Below are 14,747 nucleotides of genomic sequence, written 5' to 3' on the forward strand. Positions count from 1 at the left end.
GCCTCGATCCGGGAATGCCGCGTTTTCGCCTCGACATCGAATATGACGGCAGTCTCTTCGCCGGCTGGCAGCGCCAGGCCAACCAGCCATCGGTGCAGCAGGCGATCGAGCAGGCGATCGAGAAGTTCTGTGGTGAGCAGGTTTCGCTGCGCGCCGCCGGCCGCACCGATGCCGGCGTCCATGCGACCGCTCAGGTGGCGCATGTCGATCTGATCAAGGCATGGCCCGGCGACAAGGTGCGCGACGCCGTCAACGCGCATCTGCAGGCGGCCAAGGTGCGCATCGCCATCCTGAAGGCCGCCGTCGTGCCGGATGGCTTCGATGCGCGTTTCTCGGCGATCAGCCGCCATTACCTCTACCGCATCGTCAATCGCCGCGCGCCGGCGGCGCTCGACAAGGGCAAGATCTGGTGGGTACCGAAGCAGCTCGATGCCGGTGCCATGCACGAGGCGGCAAAGGTGCTGCTTGGCCGGCATGATTTCACCACCTTCCGCTCGACCCAGTGCCAAGCCACCAGCCCCGTCCGCACGCTCGACCGGCTGGATGTCAGCCGGGCGGGCGATTTCATTGAGGTCCGCGCTTCGGCGCGGTCATTCCTGCACAACCAGGTGCGCTCGATGGTCGGCTCGCTCAAACGTGTCGGCGAAGGCGGCTGGACTGTTGCCGACCTCAAGGCGGCGCTTGAGGCGCGCGACCGTGCCGCCTGCGGTCAGGTGGCGCCGCCCGACGGGCTGTTTCTCGTCGGCGTCGATTATCCGACGCCTGGCTGATCCGGAACGCTGATCCCGAGCAGCGCCTGCAGGCCGAACAGGACGATCAGCGACGCCACGAACATGCCGGCAAAAACGGCGCTGCCGGCGGCCGCACCCCTGCCGATCGCAACGTTGGTCATCCGCCAGGTCAAGACCATCGACAGCGCGAACAACAGCAGCGACACGAGTCCGGAGACTTCGTTGGCCGACGTCAGGAAAAGCCGGATCAACGCCGATGGCAGCATCATCCAGGCGATGATCGCCGAGGCCCAATTGCTGGCCACGACATAATGGACGAAACGGCCGCCGACGCCGACCCGCGGCGCCACCAGGGCGAGGCCTATGAGCGGCAGCACCCAGGCGCCGATATCGACGGTTGCCAGGCGGATCAACATGCTGAAACGGCCGACGAATGCGTTGGGATCGCCGATTTCGTTGGCAATACCGACCCAGCCGACGATCAGTGCCGGCGCCGCGACAACGATGGCAAAAAAGGAGTTCCAGAATCCGTCCGCCGAAAGGTCGAGCAGGCGAAATCCGTCGGCCTTGCCGAGCATCAGCCGCCAGGCACCGGCAAGCGAAGCGTAGGTTTCATCCGCTGAAAGCATCACTAGGATATGTCCTGCGCAAACCAGTCTTCAACGAAGCGCAGATAAATCTGCGTCAGCGTCTCGAGGTCGGCAATCGCCACGCGTTCGTCGACCATGTGCATGGTCTTGCCGACCAGTCCGAATTCGACCACCGGACAATAATCCTTGATGAAGCGGGCATCGGAGGTGCCGCCGGAGGTGGAGAGCGCCGGCTTCCTGCCGGTCACCGCCTTGATCGAGCCGCCAAGCGTCTCGATCAACCTGTCGTCGCGTGTCAGGAAAACATGGCTCGGCCCGTCGCGCCAGACGATCTCGTAGTCGACCGGCGTCTTCTTGCCGGCGCGGTATTTCTTGCGTTTCGCCGCCCGGTCGAGGCGGTTGTGGATCTCGGCCTGGATCGTCTCGGCGGTCCATGTGTCATTGAAGCGAATATTGAAGGTAGCCGCCGCCTTCGCCGGGATGACGTTGGTGGCAGGATTGCCGACATCGATGGAGGTGACCTCAAGATTGGTCGGCTGGAAATCCCTTGTTCCGTTGTCGAAGACGGGGTCAAGCAAGGCGTCGACCAGCGTCACCAGGCCGCGCACCGGGTTGTCGGCTAGCTGCGGATAGGCGGCGTGTCCCTGGCGGCCGTTGACGACGACCGTGCCCGATAGCGAGCCGCGCCGGCCGATCTTGATCATATCGCCGAGCGCGTCGGGATTGGTCGGCTCGCCGACGATCGAGGCATCCCATTTCTCGCCCTTGGCGGCCGCCCATTCGAGCAGCTTCGTCGTGCCGTTAATCGCCGGCCCTTCCTCATCGCCGGTGATCAGCAGCGAGACCGACCCCTTCGGGCCGCCCTTCTGCGCAATATGTCGCCCTACCGCCGCGACGAAACAAGCAATGCCGCCCTTCATGTCGACGGCGCCGCGGCCGAACATCTCGCCATTGGCGATGTCGGCGGCAAAGGGCGGGTGCGTCCAGGCTGTTTCATCGCCCACCGGCACGACATCGGTATGGCCGGCAAACATCAGATGCGGGCCGTTGCCGGAACGCCGCGCGTAAAGGTTCTCTATGTCAGGTGTGCCGGATTCGGAAAACACCGGGCGCTCGACGGCAAAGCCGAGCGGCTTCAACATTTCTTCCAGCGCGCTCAGCGCACCGCCTTCGGCGGGCGTCACGGAAGCGCAGCGGATGAGAGCAGCCAGATTTCTGGTCGGATTGGTAGGCAGCGTCATGGGCAAAAGCGATAGTCGAAAGCGCAAGGCCTGTCACGGCCAGACATAAGGGCCAGCCATGCCGCCGACATTATGGTTTTCATGCCGTATAGTTGCGGCAAGGCCTCTCGACCAGGACAGGGCCATCGCATGATCACGCATGGCAGGACGATCGTAATCGCCGGTGCCGGCAGTATCGGATGCTACGCCGGCGGCTGCCTGATACTTGCCGGGCGAAGGGTGGTTCTGCTGGCGCGGCCGCGCATCGAGAAGGTGCTGCAAAAAGGTGGATTGCACATCACCGACCGTGATGGCCGCGACCGATCCGTCAAGCCGGAGGCATTGTCGGTCACCGCCGATCCGGCCGCGGCATTCCCCGGTGCCGATGTCATCCTGCTAACGGTCAAGAGCGGCGCGACGCAGGACATGGCCGGGCTTATTGCGGCCCATGCCCGACCGGATGCGGTGGTACTCAGTCTGCAGAACGGCGTCGACAATGCCGATAAGTTGCGAGCCCATCTCGCCGCCCGGCGGGTGCTCGCGGGCATGGTGCCGTTCAACGTGGTCCAATCGGCGGAGGGCGAATTGCCGCTTCGTCTGCACCGCGCCAGCGGCGGCAGGTGATGATCGAACAGGGTCCGACAGGCCTTGACGAACTGCTTGACGTTGAGGGCTTTGCCGTCGCCACGCATGGTGACATCGAAGCGGTGCTATGGGGCAAGCTGCTGCTCAACCTCAACAACGCGCTGGTGGCGCTTTCCGGCCTGCCGCTGGCGGCAGAGCTTGCCGATCGCCGCTGGCGGCTGATCCTGGCCGGCCAGATCGACGAAGCATTGGCGGCAATGATGGCGACGGGCATCGAACCCGCTCGCATCGCCGGCCTGCGTCCCGCGCTGCTGCCGAAAGTGCTTCGCCTGCCCGACTGGCTGTTCAAGTTCTTGGCGCGGCGGATGCTTGCCATCGACCCTGCCGCGCGTTCGTCGATGTGGGATGACCTTCAGCGCCGCCGGCCGACGGAGATCGGCGAACTGCAAGGCGCGGTCCTGCGTTTGGCCGAAAAGGCCGGCACGCCGGCGCCGTTGCTGAAGCATGTCACGGCACTGGTGCGCGCGGCCGAGCAGAAGAGGCGCGGATCGCCCTGCCAGACGCCGGAAGCCGTTGTCGCGACCGTCAGATCGTAGCCCGCACAGGCGCCCAGTAACGGCCCTTGCCGGTGCGCTTGGCTTCGTAGAGCGCATGGTCGGAACAGGTGAGCAGGATTTCCGGATCGCCTCCGTCGGCGGGTGCGCATGCGCTGCCGACGCTCAAGCCGACATGGATGGCGGAGCCGACTCCGAGGTCGAAGGGCACCGAGACCTTTTCGATGGCCCGCTTTGCCAGGTAGGTGGCCTCGATCTCCGAGGTTGCGGGCAAAAGAATGACGAATTCGTCTCCGCCGATACGGAAGACCACGTCCCCCGGACGGAAGCCGCGCTTCAATCGTTCGGCCACCTTGCGCAGCAGCACGTCGCCGACGGCGTGGCCAAAACGGTCGTTGACCTGTTTGAAACCGTCGAGATCCATGCTGAGCACTGCAAACGGCTTGCCGCCATTGGCGGCCGGCGCCGCAAGGTCGCGGCACATGTCGCGCAATTTCTCCTGCAGGAAGATGCGGTTTGGCAGGCCGGTCAGCGCGTCCTTGATGGCCAGGTCGCGATTGTCCAGTTCGGCGCGGATCATGCGGGCATTGATTGCGTGGTTCTGAAGCAGCACGATGATGACGCCGGCCACATAGAACGGCGTTTGAATTCCGACGATCGGCATTCCGGGCGCCGCAGAAAACAATGCACCGACCACGTAAGGCAGGCTTACGGCCAACATGACGAATATGGCGAAGCGCGGGGTCGCCGCATTGCGTGACGACACCACGCCGACGACGCCTGCGACATTCAAGGCGGCAAGTACGGAAAGCGCCATATTCCCGCTGGCAACACAGCCATAGCAGCCGAGGCCGAAAACGACCGACCAGACGCCGCTGGCTGCCATCAGGCCCGCCAGCGGCCCTTTCGAGCCGCGCCTGCGGGCCTGCTCGCATTCCCGCATCAGCAGAACGCGGACGGTGAAAAGCATCAGGTCGGCGGCAATCCAGGCGTAGGGCCACCAATCCCCGGTGGCAAGAGCGGCGCTGACCGCAACCAACAGAACGCTGATGGTGCCGAACAGGACCGCGAATTTGCGCTCGAAGGTGGTGTCGAGAAGCCGGGCGCGGACAGCTTCCGGTTCCAATTTCATCGGCGAAGAGAACCAGGCAAACAGGCGAGCGGCGGCGCTCCACGTTTTGCGCGGCTCCTTGGTGGTCAGGGATAGGTCGCTTGCCAGTCGAGCGCTCCGTGCCGGTCGACACAGTCTTCGCCGGCATGCTGGGCCAGGGTGATTAACATTCGCTTAGAGCATCCGGCGCAAAACCGGGCTTTCGGAACTCCCCGTTCCGCCGCTCTGGAGCAATTCCAGGAAAAGTGTGAAGCGGTTTTCCGTCCGGAATTGCGTCAAAACAAAAAGATAGAGCGGTTCGGCGTTTCTGCGAAACGATGAACCGGTCTAGCGGATCTGCCGCCGGATGGCCGGTTTTAGCTTGCCGGCCCCGGTTGTCTGCGGACTGCAGGCCGACGCGGCGGACCCGGCTCGGGATCGGTCTTCGCCGCACGTGCCGGCTGCCCATGAGGGGTTTCGATCAGCGTGATCTTCTGCCAGATCTTTCGCGAGAGGTTCGAAGCCAGGTTCTCGATGTCGTTGACGCCGTCGATGACCACGGCGTCATTGACCGACTGCGCAAACAGCGCGGCGATCTTGCCGGTGATCGACAGCATCTCGGAGCAGTAGTCGAGATAGCGGGCAAGGTCGGCGGCGTTGGTGATGCGGGCTGGCGAATGCGCAGTCGGCTTGAAACTGGCTGAAAGCGTTGCCGGATCCTTGGTCAGCTGGTGCATGTCGATGACGTGGATCAGCGAACGCAGCCCGTGGAGCTGGCGAAACACCCGCTTGCGCTTGATCCGCTCCTCGGAGCGAATCAGGGCCAGAAAGCCCAGCACCGCGAGGATGATCATGTTGAGGGAGGCTTCGATGCCTTGCACCGACTGGAAGGCATCGTGGTTTCCCGAGATGCGGCCGAGCGGCAGGATTGTGCCGACGAACAGGAACATCAGCGCTCCGACGACGAAGGCGGCGATGATGAGGCCGCGCAGCCACCAGATCGGCGCCTCCAGCGCCTTGGCTGCCTTTGCCAGATCGCGCGACAGCGACACGAGCTCGGCGGCGACGCCGCGCAAGCCGGCATCGGGAAAACGCTCGGCGACGCGCTCTTCCAGCCGTTCGGCGGTTTCGAGGATCAGTTTCGAATCAAGCGAGCGGTAGCGCATGACGAAATATCCGATCGGCGCTCAGGGTTCGGCCGGTGCGTTGGTGCGCTTGCCGTAGCGGTTGGGTCCCGGCTGCCCGGGAAACAGGCAAAGCACGAGGAAAGCGATAATCGAGACAACCGGCACGAACAGCACCAGCGCCGCAACGCCCGGCTTGTCGAGGTCATGCAACCGCTTCACCGCCAGCACCACGTTCGACCAAAGCGAGGCAATGAAGGCGATGAAGAAAATGAACGACCACATGTTGCTCTCGGTAGTGCCTTCCGGAACCAGCGTGAAACGGTAGAGTGGGAGGGCCTGTATGATGGCCACCAGCAGTCCTCCCAGAAAATAGGCCGCGCGGCTGACGCGGCCCGAAGTTCTGAAGAAAAGCCAGATGAGGTCTGATCTGTCAGGCAAGCGAATTCCGTCCGTATTCGTTGAGAAAGATCAATCGCGCAGCAATTCGTTGATCGATGTCTTGGAACGGGTTCTGGCGTCGACCCGCTTGACGATGACGGCGCAGTAGAGGCTGGGGCCGGGCTCGTTGTTTGGAAAAGGTTTGCCCGGCAGCGAGCCGGCGACGACGACGGAATTAGGCGGCACCTCGCCGTAGAAGATCTCGCCGGTGGCGCGGTCGACGATCTTGGTCGACTGGCCGATGAAGACGCCCATGCCGAGCACCGAGCCTTCGCGCACGATGCAGCCTTCGACCACTTCGGAACGGGCGCCGATGAAGCAATTGTCCTCGATGATGGTTGGGCCGGCCTGCATCGGCTCCAGCACACCGCCGATGCCGACACCGCCCGACAGATGCACATTCTTGCCGATCTGGGCACAGGAGCCGACCGAAGCCCAGGTGTCGACCATGGTGCCGCTGTCGACATAGGCGCCGACATTGACGAAGGACGGCATCAGCACGGCGCCGGGCGCGACATAGGCGGAGCGGCGCACGATCGACGACGGCACGGCGCGGAAGCCCGCCTTCTCGAAATCGACGGCGCTCCAGCCGTCGAATTTCGAGGGCACCTTGTCCCACCATACCGCCTGACCGGGACCACCCTTTATGATCTCCATCGGGGTGAGCCGGAAGGACAGCAGCACCGCTTTCTTCAGCCACTGGTTGACGTGCCATTTGCCGTCGGCCTGCCGCTCGGCGACGCGGGCGACGCCCCGGTCGAGCAGGTCGAGCGCCGATTGGATGGCCTCGCGCGTCTCGCCGCGGGTTGCGGTCGAAATCGTGTCGCGTTCCTCGAAGGCGTTCTCGATAATCTCCTCGAGGCTCGCGAGATCGGGCTTCGACATGAATTCGCTCCATTACCAAGCTGTTAAGGGCCGGCGCCTTAACCTGTTTGAAAGTCGCGCGGACCCTATGTGAAGGCTTGGGGAGGGTCAATCGCGGCAGCGTCACGGGACGGCGCAAGTGAATGATTGGACGGGTAAAGCAAATATGACTCCCATGGAAAAGGCGGGATGGACGCCGCTGCCGCATTCGGACGAGGATCTGGAGCGGTCGAGAAGCGTGCCGGACACGCCGCAAACGCGCGCGGAGACATACCGGCTGGCCTGGAACGATCCCGATTTCATGACGCGGCGCGAGTTGCGCGCGGTCAGGCTGCAGCTCGAACTGCTGAAACCGGAGATGATCCTGGCCGAGCGCGGCATCCAATCGACCGTCATCCTGTTCGGCGGCGCCCGCATTCCCGAGCCCGGCGGCGAAGCCTGGGCGGCCAAGAACGAGACGCAGAAGAAGAACCTCGAGCAAAACAGCAAATATTACGAGGAGGCGCGCAAATTCGCCCGCCTCTGCTCGCAGCAATCGGCCACCTCGTACTTTCGCGAATTCGTCGTGGTGACCGGCGGCGGGCCGGGCGTCATGGAGGCCGGCAATCGTGGCGCCGACGATGTTGGCGCGCCGTCGATCGGTCTCAACATCGTGCTGCCGCACGAGCAGGCGCCAAACGCCTACGTGACGCCGGAACTCTGCTTCAACTTCCACTATTTCGCGGTCCGCAAGATGCATTTCGTCATGCGTGCCAAGGCCGTTGCGGTGTTTCCAGGCGGCTTCGGCACGATGGACGAGTTCTTCGAAACGCTGACCCTGATCCAGACCGGCCGCATGGAACGCGTGCCGGTCATCCTGTTCGGCAAGGCTTTCTGGGCAAGGGCGATCGACCTCGATTTCCTCGCCGAGCAAGGCACGATCACGCCCGGCGACCAGGATATCATCGATTTCGTCGACACTGCCGACGAGGCCTGGGGGATCGTCAGCCGCTTCTATAAACTTTGACATGCAAGCAAGGACTTGAAGCGCGCCGGCTGCCTCAAGCAGGGACTTCGACGATCGCCGTGAGAAAGCCGGCGAGATCGTCGGTGACGAAGTCCACATCGTCCTCGTTGGCCGAGTCGCGTTCCCAGATTTCCGAGAAGGTCGGCTCGAAATTGCGCGGCACCACCAGCACCGTGGTCATGCCCAGCGATTTCGGCACCGACAGGTTGCGGGCGAGATCTTCGAACATCACCGCATTTTGCCCGGTAACGGCGTGGAGTTCGGCAAATTTCTCATAGGATTGCCGCGCCGGCTTGGGGTTCAGTCCGGCTGCGACGATATCGAAAATATCATCGAAATGCTCGAGAATGCCCAGCTGCCGCGCGGTGCGTTCGGCATGCCGGCGATCCCCGTTGGTGAAGATGAATTTACGGCCGGGAAGCTGGCGAATGGCGGTGCCGAGGACGGGATCTGGAACCAGCCAGGAATAATCGATGTCGTGCACCTTCTCAAGAAAATCATCGGGGTCGATGCCGTGGCGCGTCATCAATCCGTTCAGCGTCGTGCCGTATTCGCGGTAGAGCTCCTTTTGCAGCTTGCGTGCTTCCTCGCGCGGCAGTGTCAGCAATTCTCCGACGTAGGCGGTCATCTTCACATCGATCTGCGAGAACAGATTCGAATGATGCGGATAAAGCGTGTTGTCGAGATCGAACACCCAGTCGGTGACATGGGCAAAGCGGGCGGGGTCGGGAAGTGTGGTCATACGTCCTTATGGCACGAAACGATCTTTCTAACAGGAGGTTTATCCACAACCTATGCGCGCCCTGGGTGGTAAAAATGGCGCCATGATTAAAATCTTAAGCATCGCCGAAAGGTGACATTCAGCGCTTTGCTGGAACCAAGACGGACCAGTGGGAGCAAGCGATGAATCGCATATTTCTAAAGTCTGCCGCCATCGCTTTCGCCTCCGTCGCGGTCTCGCTTTTGCTGACGCTGATTGTCGTGCCGGCAATGGGGTTTCCGATCAATCGCACCATCTGGCTGACATCCACCGTGTGCCCGCTCGCGCTTGCCTGGAGCATCGGCGCCTATACGTTCTGGCAGGGCGAAAGGTTGCAGACCGCGCATCGCGAGCTCGCCCGCGCCCATGCCCAACTCGCCGCCGCGCACAGGCGCTTGGCGGAAAAGGCGAGCCGCGACGACATGACCGGCATGCTCAACCGCGAAAGTTTCTTTGCCGCTCTCGACGGCTCCCGGCGCAAATCCGATCGCGGGGCATTGCTGATCGTCGATGCCGACCATTTCAAGACCATCAACGACAGCTACGGCCATCTGATCGGCGACGATGCGCTGCTGCTGATCGCAAACGCGATAGAGCGTGGCGTGCGCAGCGGCGACGTGCTTGGCCGCATCGGCGGCGAGGAATTCTGCGCCCTTCTGATTGGTGCCACCGAACACGAGGCCAGGCGCGTCGCCGAGCGCATCCGCCGTGAAGTCGAGCGTATCCGTTTCCGGCCCGTCGACGAACGAACGGTTCCGCTGACAGTCAGTATTGGCGGCATCACCTGCGGCAGAGACGCCGCAGTGTCGGAGCTAATGCGCGCCGCCGACCAGCGGCTCTACGAGGCCAAGCATCGCGGCCGCAATCTGTCGATCATCGACCGCGATATTTCCGAAGCCGCCTGAGCTCGGTCCTAAGCCTTCTGCTGCATTCAACCGCGCCGCTGCCAGACTGTCAAAATCCGAAGATGGCGATGCGGAACAGCAGGGCGGCCGCCGCCAGCGCGACCAGAGCGATGCCAAGGCCAATGGGAGAGCCCCAGCCATACCACTCCATCGCCAGCTTGGCATATTTGAACTCCTCGGCCGGTGTGAGTAGGCCGCGCGTTGGGGTCTGATTCATGTTTCACTCCTTGCAGGCTGCGACAGGCCTTGCCTTGCGCCTGATGCAGCATATTACTATAATGGACGTAATGTTAGGCAGATTGATAGTTAGATGGTCGAAATAAATTCGTCAAGCATGAATCGGGCCGACATGAAGACCGCCATCAGCCTTGCCATTATGGGCTGGCAGGACGCGACGCAGGCTTATGACGAGGCAGTGGGCGATAGGCTTGGGCTGAGTATGGCGGAACGCCATTGCCTGGCGCTGCTCTATGGCGGCCCGCGATCGGCTGGCGAGGTCGCGGCCGCAACAGGATTGACGCCGGCCGCGGTCACCGCGCTGATCGACCGGCTGGAGGCGCGCGGCCTGCTGACACGAACGCGCAGCCTTGAGGACAGGCGCAAGGTGGTCATAGAGGCGACGGAACTCACGCGAGAACTATCGACGCGCTATTATGGCGCGATCGCGCAGGAGGGGGAAAAGGTGATCGCCACATTCAGCGACACTGAGCTCGCCACGATCCTGCGCTTCGTCACGGCGTCCCTCGACCTTCAGCGCGACCAACTGGCCCGGCTGAAGGCCGAGGCGTTGGAAACAGCCGACAGCCTATAGGCTCGCCGGGTCGAGCGCTGGCTCGCCTTTGCGGCGCGCCACGATCGCCGCAAGATCGGCGGTCTCGAAAGCATCACGCAGGGCGTCGAACGACGGCAGCACGAAATAGGCACGCTGGAACTTGTCGATCTCGTAGCCGGTGCGCATTACGGTTTCCAGGTCGAAGGGGACATGGTGCGCCTCGCCGCCTTCGACCGCGAACTGAAGCTCGGTGAAGGATGACATCAGCCCGGCACCGAAAGCCTTCAGCGGCTGCCCCGGCTCGCGTATCAGCCCGTATTCGACGGTGTACCAGTAAAGCCTGGTGATCATCTCGTCGCCGCCGAGCGCAATCACGCTGTCGGCCTTTTTGCCATACATCTGCATGAAGTCGGCAAAGACCGGCTGCGTCAGGATCGGCACGTGACCGAAGAAATCGTGGAACATGTCGGGCTCGACGATGTAGTCGAGCTCCTTTTGGGTTCGCAGCCAGTTGGTGACCGGGAACCGGCGGTTGGCGAGGTGGTCGAAGAACGGCTGGGCGGGGATGAGCCCCGGCACGGCGACGATCTCCCAGCCGGTGAACTTGCGCAGCTTCTCGCTGACCGCACCGAAATCCGGGATCTTGTCGAGAAGACCGAGCGCCGCGACGCCGTCGAGGTAGGAGTGGTGGGCGAGCTTCCTGGTCAGCTTCGTCTGGCGGTCGCACAGCGTGCGCCACACCGCCTGTTCTTCGTCGCTGTAATTGTAGCCCTGCGCCACGGTGAAATCGGCACGGCAGACCGAATAATCGCCGCGAAGGCCTCGCGCCGCGCATTCGCGGGCATAGTCGGCAACGTTCATTGTCATGGCTTGCTCTCCCTGGAAATCATGATCAACGGATTGCCGGAAATTCTAGCGGGATGGCGCGAGGCAAATCAGCTTTGATGGTGGCTCAAATGCGGGGTTGGAGGTAAAAGACTCCACGATCGAGCTTTGGGAGAGTGAAAATGCCTCAGTTTGATGAATTCGAGATCAAGATGCTCGACATCCTGCAGCGCGACGGGCGCAAGCCGGTCTCCGAATTGGCGCAGGAGATTGGGCTGTCGACGACACCTTGCGCGCGGCGCTTCGAGGCCCTTCAGCAGGCGGGCATCATAAAGGGCTTTGCTGCGGTGCTCAGCCGCCGCGCCGTCGGGCTGATGGTCGAAGTGTTCATCCAGGTGCGCCTCGTAACCCACAGCGACGGCTCGCCCGAAACCTTTATCGCCGCCGTGCAGCGCATGGACGAGGTGTCGTCGTGCTGGACGATGACTGGAGACTACGATTTCCTGCTGCATGTCATGGTGCCGTCGGTCGACGAGCTCAATGCCTTCGTCATGCACCGGCTGATGCGGCTCGAAGGCGTGCGCGACGTACACACTCAGCTTGTGCTGCAGAACATCAAGGGGCCCGGCCATGTCCCGCTTGCACATCTCAGACGATAGGCATTTCTGCGGAAAAGCTGCACACAAACTGCTGAAGCGAGCCAATCTCCGGAACTAGATCGCCGACTACGACATGCGGACCGCCATTGCATAAGGCCCGCCATGAAAATCGTCCTGATCAACCCGCCGCATACCGCCATCGGCAGCCGTGTGCCGGACGACCATCTGCCGCCGCTCGGCTTGCTGACACTGGGCGGTCCGCTGATCGACGCGGGACACGAGGTGCGGCTCGTCGATGCCGAATTCGGGCCGATGCCGCTTGCCACGCTGGTCCGGGACGCCTTGAGCGATCATCCCGACTGCATTCTGATCGGCCATTCCGGCTCGACCTCTGCGCATCCGACAGCCCTGCTGATCGCCGGCATGGTCAAGGACATCGAGCCAGCGACAATCCTGATTTATGGCGGCGTGTTTCCGACCTATCACTGGCGCGACATACTGGCCGAAACGCATGCCTTCGACTTCATCGTGCGCGGCGAGGGCGAGGCGACAATCGTCGCGCTGGTCGAAGCGCTTGAGAAACGCAAGCCGCTGTCGGACGTGGCGGGGATCGCTTTTCCTGACGATTTGCGCCAGCCCTTTGCCACCAAGCCGGCAAGAACGATCGCCAACCTCGACGTCTACCGCATCGGCTGGGAACTGATCGATTTCAGTCGCTACAGCTATTGGGGAGGCAAGCGTGCGGTGGTCATGCAGTTCTCGCGAGGCTGCCCACATCTGTGCAATTATTGCGGCCAGCGCGGCTTCTGGACGCGATGGCGGCATCGCGACCCCGTGAAATTCGCGCAAGAGATCGCCTGGCTGCACCGCGAGCATGGCGTCGAGCTGATCAACCTCGCCGACGAGAACCCGACATCCTCCAAAAAAGCCTGGCGTGCCTTTCTCGACGCGATGATCGCCGAGAATGTGCCGGTGCTGATCGTCGGCTCCACCCGCGCCGACGACATCGTCCGCGACGCCGACAGCCTGCATCTCTATCGCCAGGCCGGCGTCATCCGCTGGCTGCTTGGCATGGAAAATACCGACGAGCAGACGCTTGCATTGATCCGCAAGGGCGGCAGCACCTCGTCCGACCGCGAGGCGATACGGCTGCTGCGCCTCAACGGCATCTTGTCGATGGCGACCTGGGTGGCCGGTTTCGAGGACGAAAGTTTGCGCGACCTCTGGCGCGGCTTCCGCCAGCTGATCGCTTATGACCCCGACCAGATCCAGGCGCTCTATGTAACGCCCCACCGCTGGACGCCGTTCTTCAGGATTGCCAGGGACCGCAAGGTGATCCAACTGGACGCCCGCCTGTGGGACTACAAGCACCAGGTGCTGCGGATGACGCGCCTCAAGCCGTGGATGTTGTTCTTCGCCGTCAAGCTGATCGAACTGGCCGTGCAGTCGCGGCCCAAGGCGCTGGCGCGCATCCTGTTCCACAAGGATCCGGAGCAACGGCATTCGATGCGCTGGTACACCAAAATGGGCCGCCGCGTCTGGTTCCGCGAAGTCTGGGGCTTTCTGGTCCGCGACCGCCGCCTGAAAAATGGCCCGACGCTCGCCGAATTCTGGGGCGCGCCGCAAGACGAGGAAGAAGAATCGATGGTTGTCGAACGCCTGTCGCGTCAGTCCGTGACCGCTATTTCGCCAAACGCTTGAGCCCCTCAGACACCCGGCCTCACGGCACGATCAGCGTGCCGGCGCCGTGTTCGGTGAACAGCTCGAGCAGCACCGCATGCGGCGTCTTGCCGTTAAGGATGACGACGCCTGCGACGCCGCGCTCGATTGCCTCGATGCAGGTCTCGACTTTGGGGATCATGCCGCCCGAGACCGTGCCGTCCTTGATCAAGGCCTTGGCCTCGGCCACGGTCAACTCGTCGATCAGCTTCTTGTCCTTGTCGAGCACGCCGGGCACGTCGGTAAGGAACAGCAGGCGCGTCGCCTGGCAGGCGCCGGCGATGGCGCCGGCAAAAGTGTCGGCGTTGATGTTGTAGGTATGGCCGTCGCGGCCGGGCGCCACCGGCGCCAGCACCGGGATCATTTCGGACCGCGCCAGGAGGTCGAGCAATGTGCGGTCGACCTCGACAGGCTCACCAACGAAGCCCAGGTCGAGCACCCGTTCGATGTTGGAATCCGGATCGATCATGGTCTTGCGCGCCTTTTCGGCAAACACCATGTTGCCGTCCTTGCCGCACAGGCCGATCGCCCACTCGCCCTCGGCATTGATCAGCGCGACGATCTCCTTGTTGATCGACCCGGCCAGCACCATCTCGACAATCTCGACGGTCTTCTGGTCGGTGACGCGCAAGCCGCCCTCGAATTTGGATTCGATGCCCATCTTGCTGAGCATGGCGCCGATCTGCGGCCCGCCGCCATGCACGACGATCGGGTTGACGCCGGATTGTTTCAAAAGTGCGATGTCGCGGGCGAAAGCCTTGCCGAGCGCGATGTCGCCCATCGCGTGGCCGCCATATTTCACCACGACCGTCTTGTTCTCGTAGCGCTGCATGTAGGGCAGCGCCCTTGAAAGCAGCGCGGCCTGCATTTCGGCGGTGGCGGCGACATCCGTCATCGGCGTGGTTCCCAGCTTGGCATGAACGGCGGCGTCTTAGCGGGAATTGGACGAGGGGGCAAACGGC

16 protein-coding genes and 1 pseudogene are annotated in these 14,747 nt (G+C 62.8%); 7 read left to right on the forward strand and 10 right to left on the reverse strand.

All coding sequences use genetic code 11. The features are described 5' to 3' along the window. Positions 1-14: 14 nt before the first annotated feature. Positions 15-770 carry a tRNA pseudouridine(38-40) synthase TruA gene (gene truA / locus NKJ32_RS02680; RefSeq protein ID WP_023677469.1) on the forward strand — a complete coding sequence of 252 codons (756 nt, stop codon included), beginning with the start codon at positions 15-17 and terminating at the stop codon, positions 768-770. Here the strand turns inward: truA and NKJ32_RS02685 are convergent. Beyond that, positions 752-1,360, reverse strand: coding sequence for a hypothetical protein (locus NKJ32_RS02685; RefSeq protein WP_023677470.1), 609 nt, complete (start codon positions 1,358-1,360; stop codon positions 752-754). The genes truA and NKJ32_RS02685 overlap by 19 nt on opposite strands. A gap of 2 nt (positions 1,361-1,362) precedes the next feature. Further along, positions 1,363-2,562: a succinyl-diaminopimelate desuccinylase gene (gene dapE, locus NKJ32_RS02690; protein ID WP_352826762.1), complete on the reverse strand. Its 1,200-nt coding sequence runs from the start codon at positions 2,560-2,562 to the stop codon at positions 1,363-1,365. 129 nt (positions 2,563-2,691) lie between these two features. Here dapE and NKJ32_RS02695 point away from each other — a divergent pair. Further along, a pseudogene (locus tag NKJ32_RS02695) lies at positions 2,692-3,722 on the forward strand (2-dehydropantoate 2-reductase). Here the strand turns inward: NKJ32_RS02695 and NKJ32_RS02700 are convergent. From NKJ32_RS02700 to dapD, 4 genes are all read right to left on the reverse strand, one after another. After that, the gene (locus NKJ32_RS02700) at positions 3,712-4,812 is read right to left on the reverse strand and encodes a GGDEF domain-containing protein (RefSeq protein ID WP_023677471.1); all 1,101 of its coding nucleotides are present in this window, start codon (positions 4,810-4,812) and stop codon (positions 3,712-3,714) included. The pseudogene NKJ32_RS02695 and the gene NKJ32_RS02700 overlap by 11 nt on opposite strands. 335 nt (positions 4,813-5,147) lie before the next feature. Beyond that, on the reverse strand, positions 5,148-5,936 hold the full coding sequence (locus tag NKJ32_RS02705) for a hypothetical protein (RefSeq protein WP_352826764.1): 789 nt from the start codon (positions 5,934-5,936) through the stop codon (positions 5,148-5,150). Positions 5,937-5,957: 21 nt separating this feature from the next. Continuing rightward, a complete protein-coding gene (locus NKJ32_RS02710; RefSeq protein ID WP_023677473.1) occupies positions 5,958-6,335 on the reverse strand; it encodes a DUF805 domain-containing protein in 378 nt (125 codons plus the stop codon). A 30-nt stretch (positions 6,336-6,365) separates the two neighbouring features. Then, positions 6,366-7,220: a 2,3,4,5-tetrahydropyridine-2,6-dicarboxylate N-succinyltransferase gene (gene dapD / locus NKJ32_RS02715; RefSeq protein WP_023677474.1), complete on the reverse strand. Its 855-nt coding sequence runs from the start codon at positions 7,218-7,220 to the stop codon at positions 6,366-6,368. Between the two features lie 145 nt (positions 7,221-7,365). Between dapD and NKJ32_RS02720 the strand changes: the two genes are divergently transcribed. After that, complete coding sequence (locus NKJ32_RS02720; RefSeq protein ID WP_352701793.1) at positions 7,366-8,205, forward strand: LOG family protein; 840 nt, start codon at positions 7,366-7,368, stop codon at positions 8,203-8,205. Positions 8,206-8,239: 34 nt separating this feature from the next. On the opposite strand, the gene NKJ32_RS02725 is transcribed toward NKJ32_RS02720, so the two are convergent. Then, positions 8,240-8,947 (reverse strand): pyrimidine 5'-nucleotidase, encoded by a 708-nt coding sequence (locus tag NKJ32_RS02725; RefSeq protein ID WP_352826765.1) that lies wholly within the window; start codon positions 8,945-8,947, stop codon positions 8,240-8,242. A gap of 161 nt (positions 8,948-9,108) precedes the next feature. Between NKJ32_RS02725 and NKJ32_RS02730 the strand changes: the two genes are divergently transcribed. Further along, entirely contained in the window at positions 9,109-9,870 is a 762-nt protein-coding gene (locus NKJ32_RS02730; RefSeq protein WP_352701789.1) for a GGDEF domain-containing protein, read from the forward strand. 49 nt (positions 9,871-9,919) lie between these two features. Here NKJ32_RS02730 and NKJ32_RS02735 read toward each other — a convergent pair whose 3' ends face one another. Further along, on the reverse strand, positions 9,920-10,087 hold the full coding sequence (locus tag NKJ32_RS02735) for a hypothetical protein (protein ID WP_352588558.1): 168 nt from the start codon (positions 10,085-10,087) through the stop codon (positions 9,920-9,922). Positions 10,088-10,180: 93 nt separating this feature from the next. Here NKJ32_RS02735 and NKJ32_RS02740 point away from each other — a divergent pair, with 93 nt between their 5' ends. Further along, positions 10,181-10,681 (forward strand): MarR family winged helix-turn-helix transcriptional regulator, encoded by a 501-nt coding sequence (locus tag NKJ32_RS02740; protein WP_023677479.1) that lies wholly within the window; start codon positions 10,181-10,183, stop codon positions 10,679-10,681. Here NKJ32_RS02740 and phhA read toward each other — a convergent pair. After that, entirely contained in the window at positions 10,676-11,509 is an 834-nt protein-coding gene (phhA, locus tag NKJ32_RS02745) for a phenylalanine 4-monooxygenase (RefSeq protein ID WP_254815886.1), read from the reverse strand. The genes NKJ32_RS02740 and phhA overlap by 6 nt on opposite strands. A 140-nt stretch (positions 11,510-11,649) precedes the next feature. On the opposite strand from phhA, the gene NKJ32_RS02750 reads away from it, so the two are divergent. Next, the gene (locus NKJ32_RS02750) at positions 11,650-12,126 is read left to right on the forward strand and encodes an Lrp/AsnC family transcriptional regulator (protein ID WP_023677481.1); all 477 of its coding nucleotides are present in this window, start codon (positions 11,650-11,652) and stop codon (positions 12,124-12,126) included. Between the two features lie 102 nt (positions 12,127-12,228). Further along, positions 12,229-13,767, forward strand: coding sequence for a magnesium-protoporphyrin IX monomethyl ester anaerobic oxidative cyclase (gene bchE, locus NKJ32_RS02755; protein WP_352826767.1), 1,539 nt, complete (start codon positions 12,229-12,231; stop codon positions 13,765-13,767). 19 nt (positions 13,768-13,786) lie between these two features. On the opposite strand, the gene argB is transcribed toward bchE, so the two are convergent. Next, positions 13,787-14,680, reverse strand: a complete 894-nt coding sequence (gene argB / locus NKJ32_RS02760) for an acetylglutamate kinase (RefSeq protein WP_023677482.1) — start codon at positions 14,678-14,680, stop codon at positions 13,787-13,789. Positions 14,681-14,747 lie beyond the last annotated feature (67 nt).

The sequence above is a fragment of the Mesorhizobium sp. M0159 genome, from assembly GCF_040322295.1.
Lineage (GTDB): Bacteria > Pseudomonadota > Alphaproteobacteria > Rhizobiales > Rhizobiaceae > Mesorhizobium.

What these genes read in the sequence shown, in the direction of transcription:
- truA (WP_023677469.1), top strand. Translation starts at nt 15, where the DNA reads ATGCCGCGTTTTCGCCTCGACATCGAATATGACGGCAGTCTCTTCGCC.
- NKJ32_RS02685 (WP_023677470.1), bottom strand. Translation starts at nt 1,360, where the DNA reads ATGCTTTCAGCGGATGAAACCTACGCTTCGCTTGCCGGTGCCTGGCGG.
- dapE (WP_352826762.1), bottom strand. Translation starts at nt 2,562, where the DNA reads ATGACGCTGCCTACCAATCCGACCAGAAATCTGGCTGCTCTCATCCGC.
- NKJ32_RS02700 (WP_023677471.1), bottom strand. Translation starts at nt 4,812, where the DNA reads ATGAAATTGGAACCGGAAGCTGTCCGCGCCCGGCTTCTCGACACCACC.
- NKJ32_RS02705 (WP_352826764.1), bottom strand. Translation starts at nt 5,936, where the DNA reads ATGCGCTACCGCTCGCTTGATTCGAAACTGATCCTCGAAACCGCCGAA.
- dapD (WP_023677474.1), bottom strand. Translation starts at nt 7,220, where the DNA reads ATGTCGAAGCCCGATCTCGCGAGCCTCGAGGAGATTATCGAGAACGCC.
- NKJ32_RS02720 (WP_352701793.1), top strand. Translation starts at nt 7,366, where the DNA reads ATGACTCCCATGGAAAAGGCGGGATGGACGCCGCTGCCGCATTCGGAC.
- NKJ32_RS02725 (WP_352826765.1), bottom strand. Translation starts at nt 8,947, where the DNA reads ATGACCACACTTCCCGACCCCGCCCGCTTTGCCCATGTCACCGACTGG.
- NKJ32_RS02730 (WP_352701789.1), top strand. Translation starts at nt 9,109, where the DNA reads ATGAATCGCATATTTCTAAAGTCTGCCGCCATCGCTTTCGCCTCCGTC.
- NKJ32_RS02735 (WP_352588558.1), bottom strand. Translation starts at nt 10,087, where the DNA reads ATGAATCAGACCCCAACGCGCGGCCTACTCACACCGGCCGAGGAGTTC.
- NKJ32_RS02740 (WP_023677479.1), top strand. Translation starts at nt 10,181, where the DNA reads ATGGTCGAAATAAATTCGTCAAGCATGAATCGGGCCGACATGAAGACC.
- phhA (WP_254815886.1), bottom strand. Translation starts at nt 11,509, where the DNA reads ATGACAATGAACGTTGCCGACTATGCCCGCGAATGCGCGGCGCGAGGC.
- NKJ32_RS02750 (WP_023677481.1), top strand. Translation starts at nt 11,650, where the DNA reads ATGCCTCAGTTTGATGAATTCGAGATCAAGATGCTCGACATCCTGCAG.
- bchE (WP_352826767.1), top strand. Translation starts at nt 12,229, where the DNA reads ATGAAAATCGTCCTGATCAACCCGCCGCATACCGCCATCGGCAGCCGT.
- argB (WP_023677482.1), bottom strand. Translation starts at nt 14,680, where the DNA reads ATGACGGATGTCGCCGCCACCGCCGAAATGCAGGCCGCGCTGCTTTCA.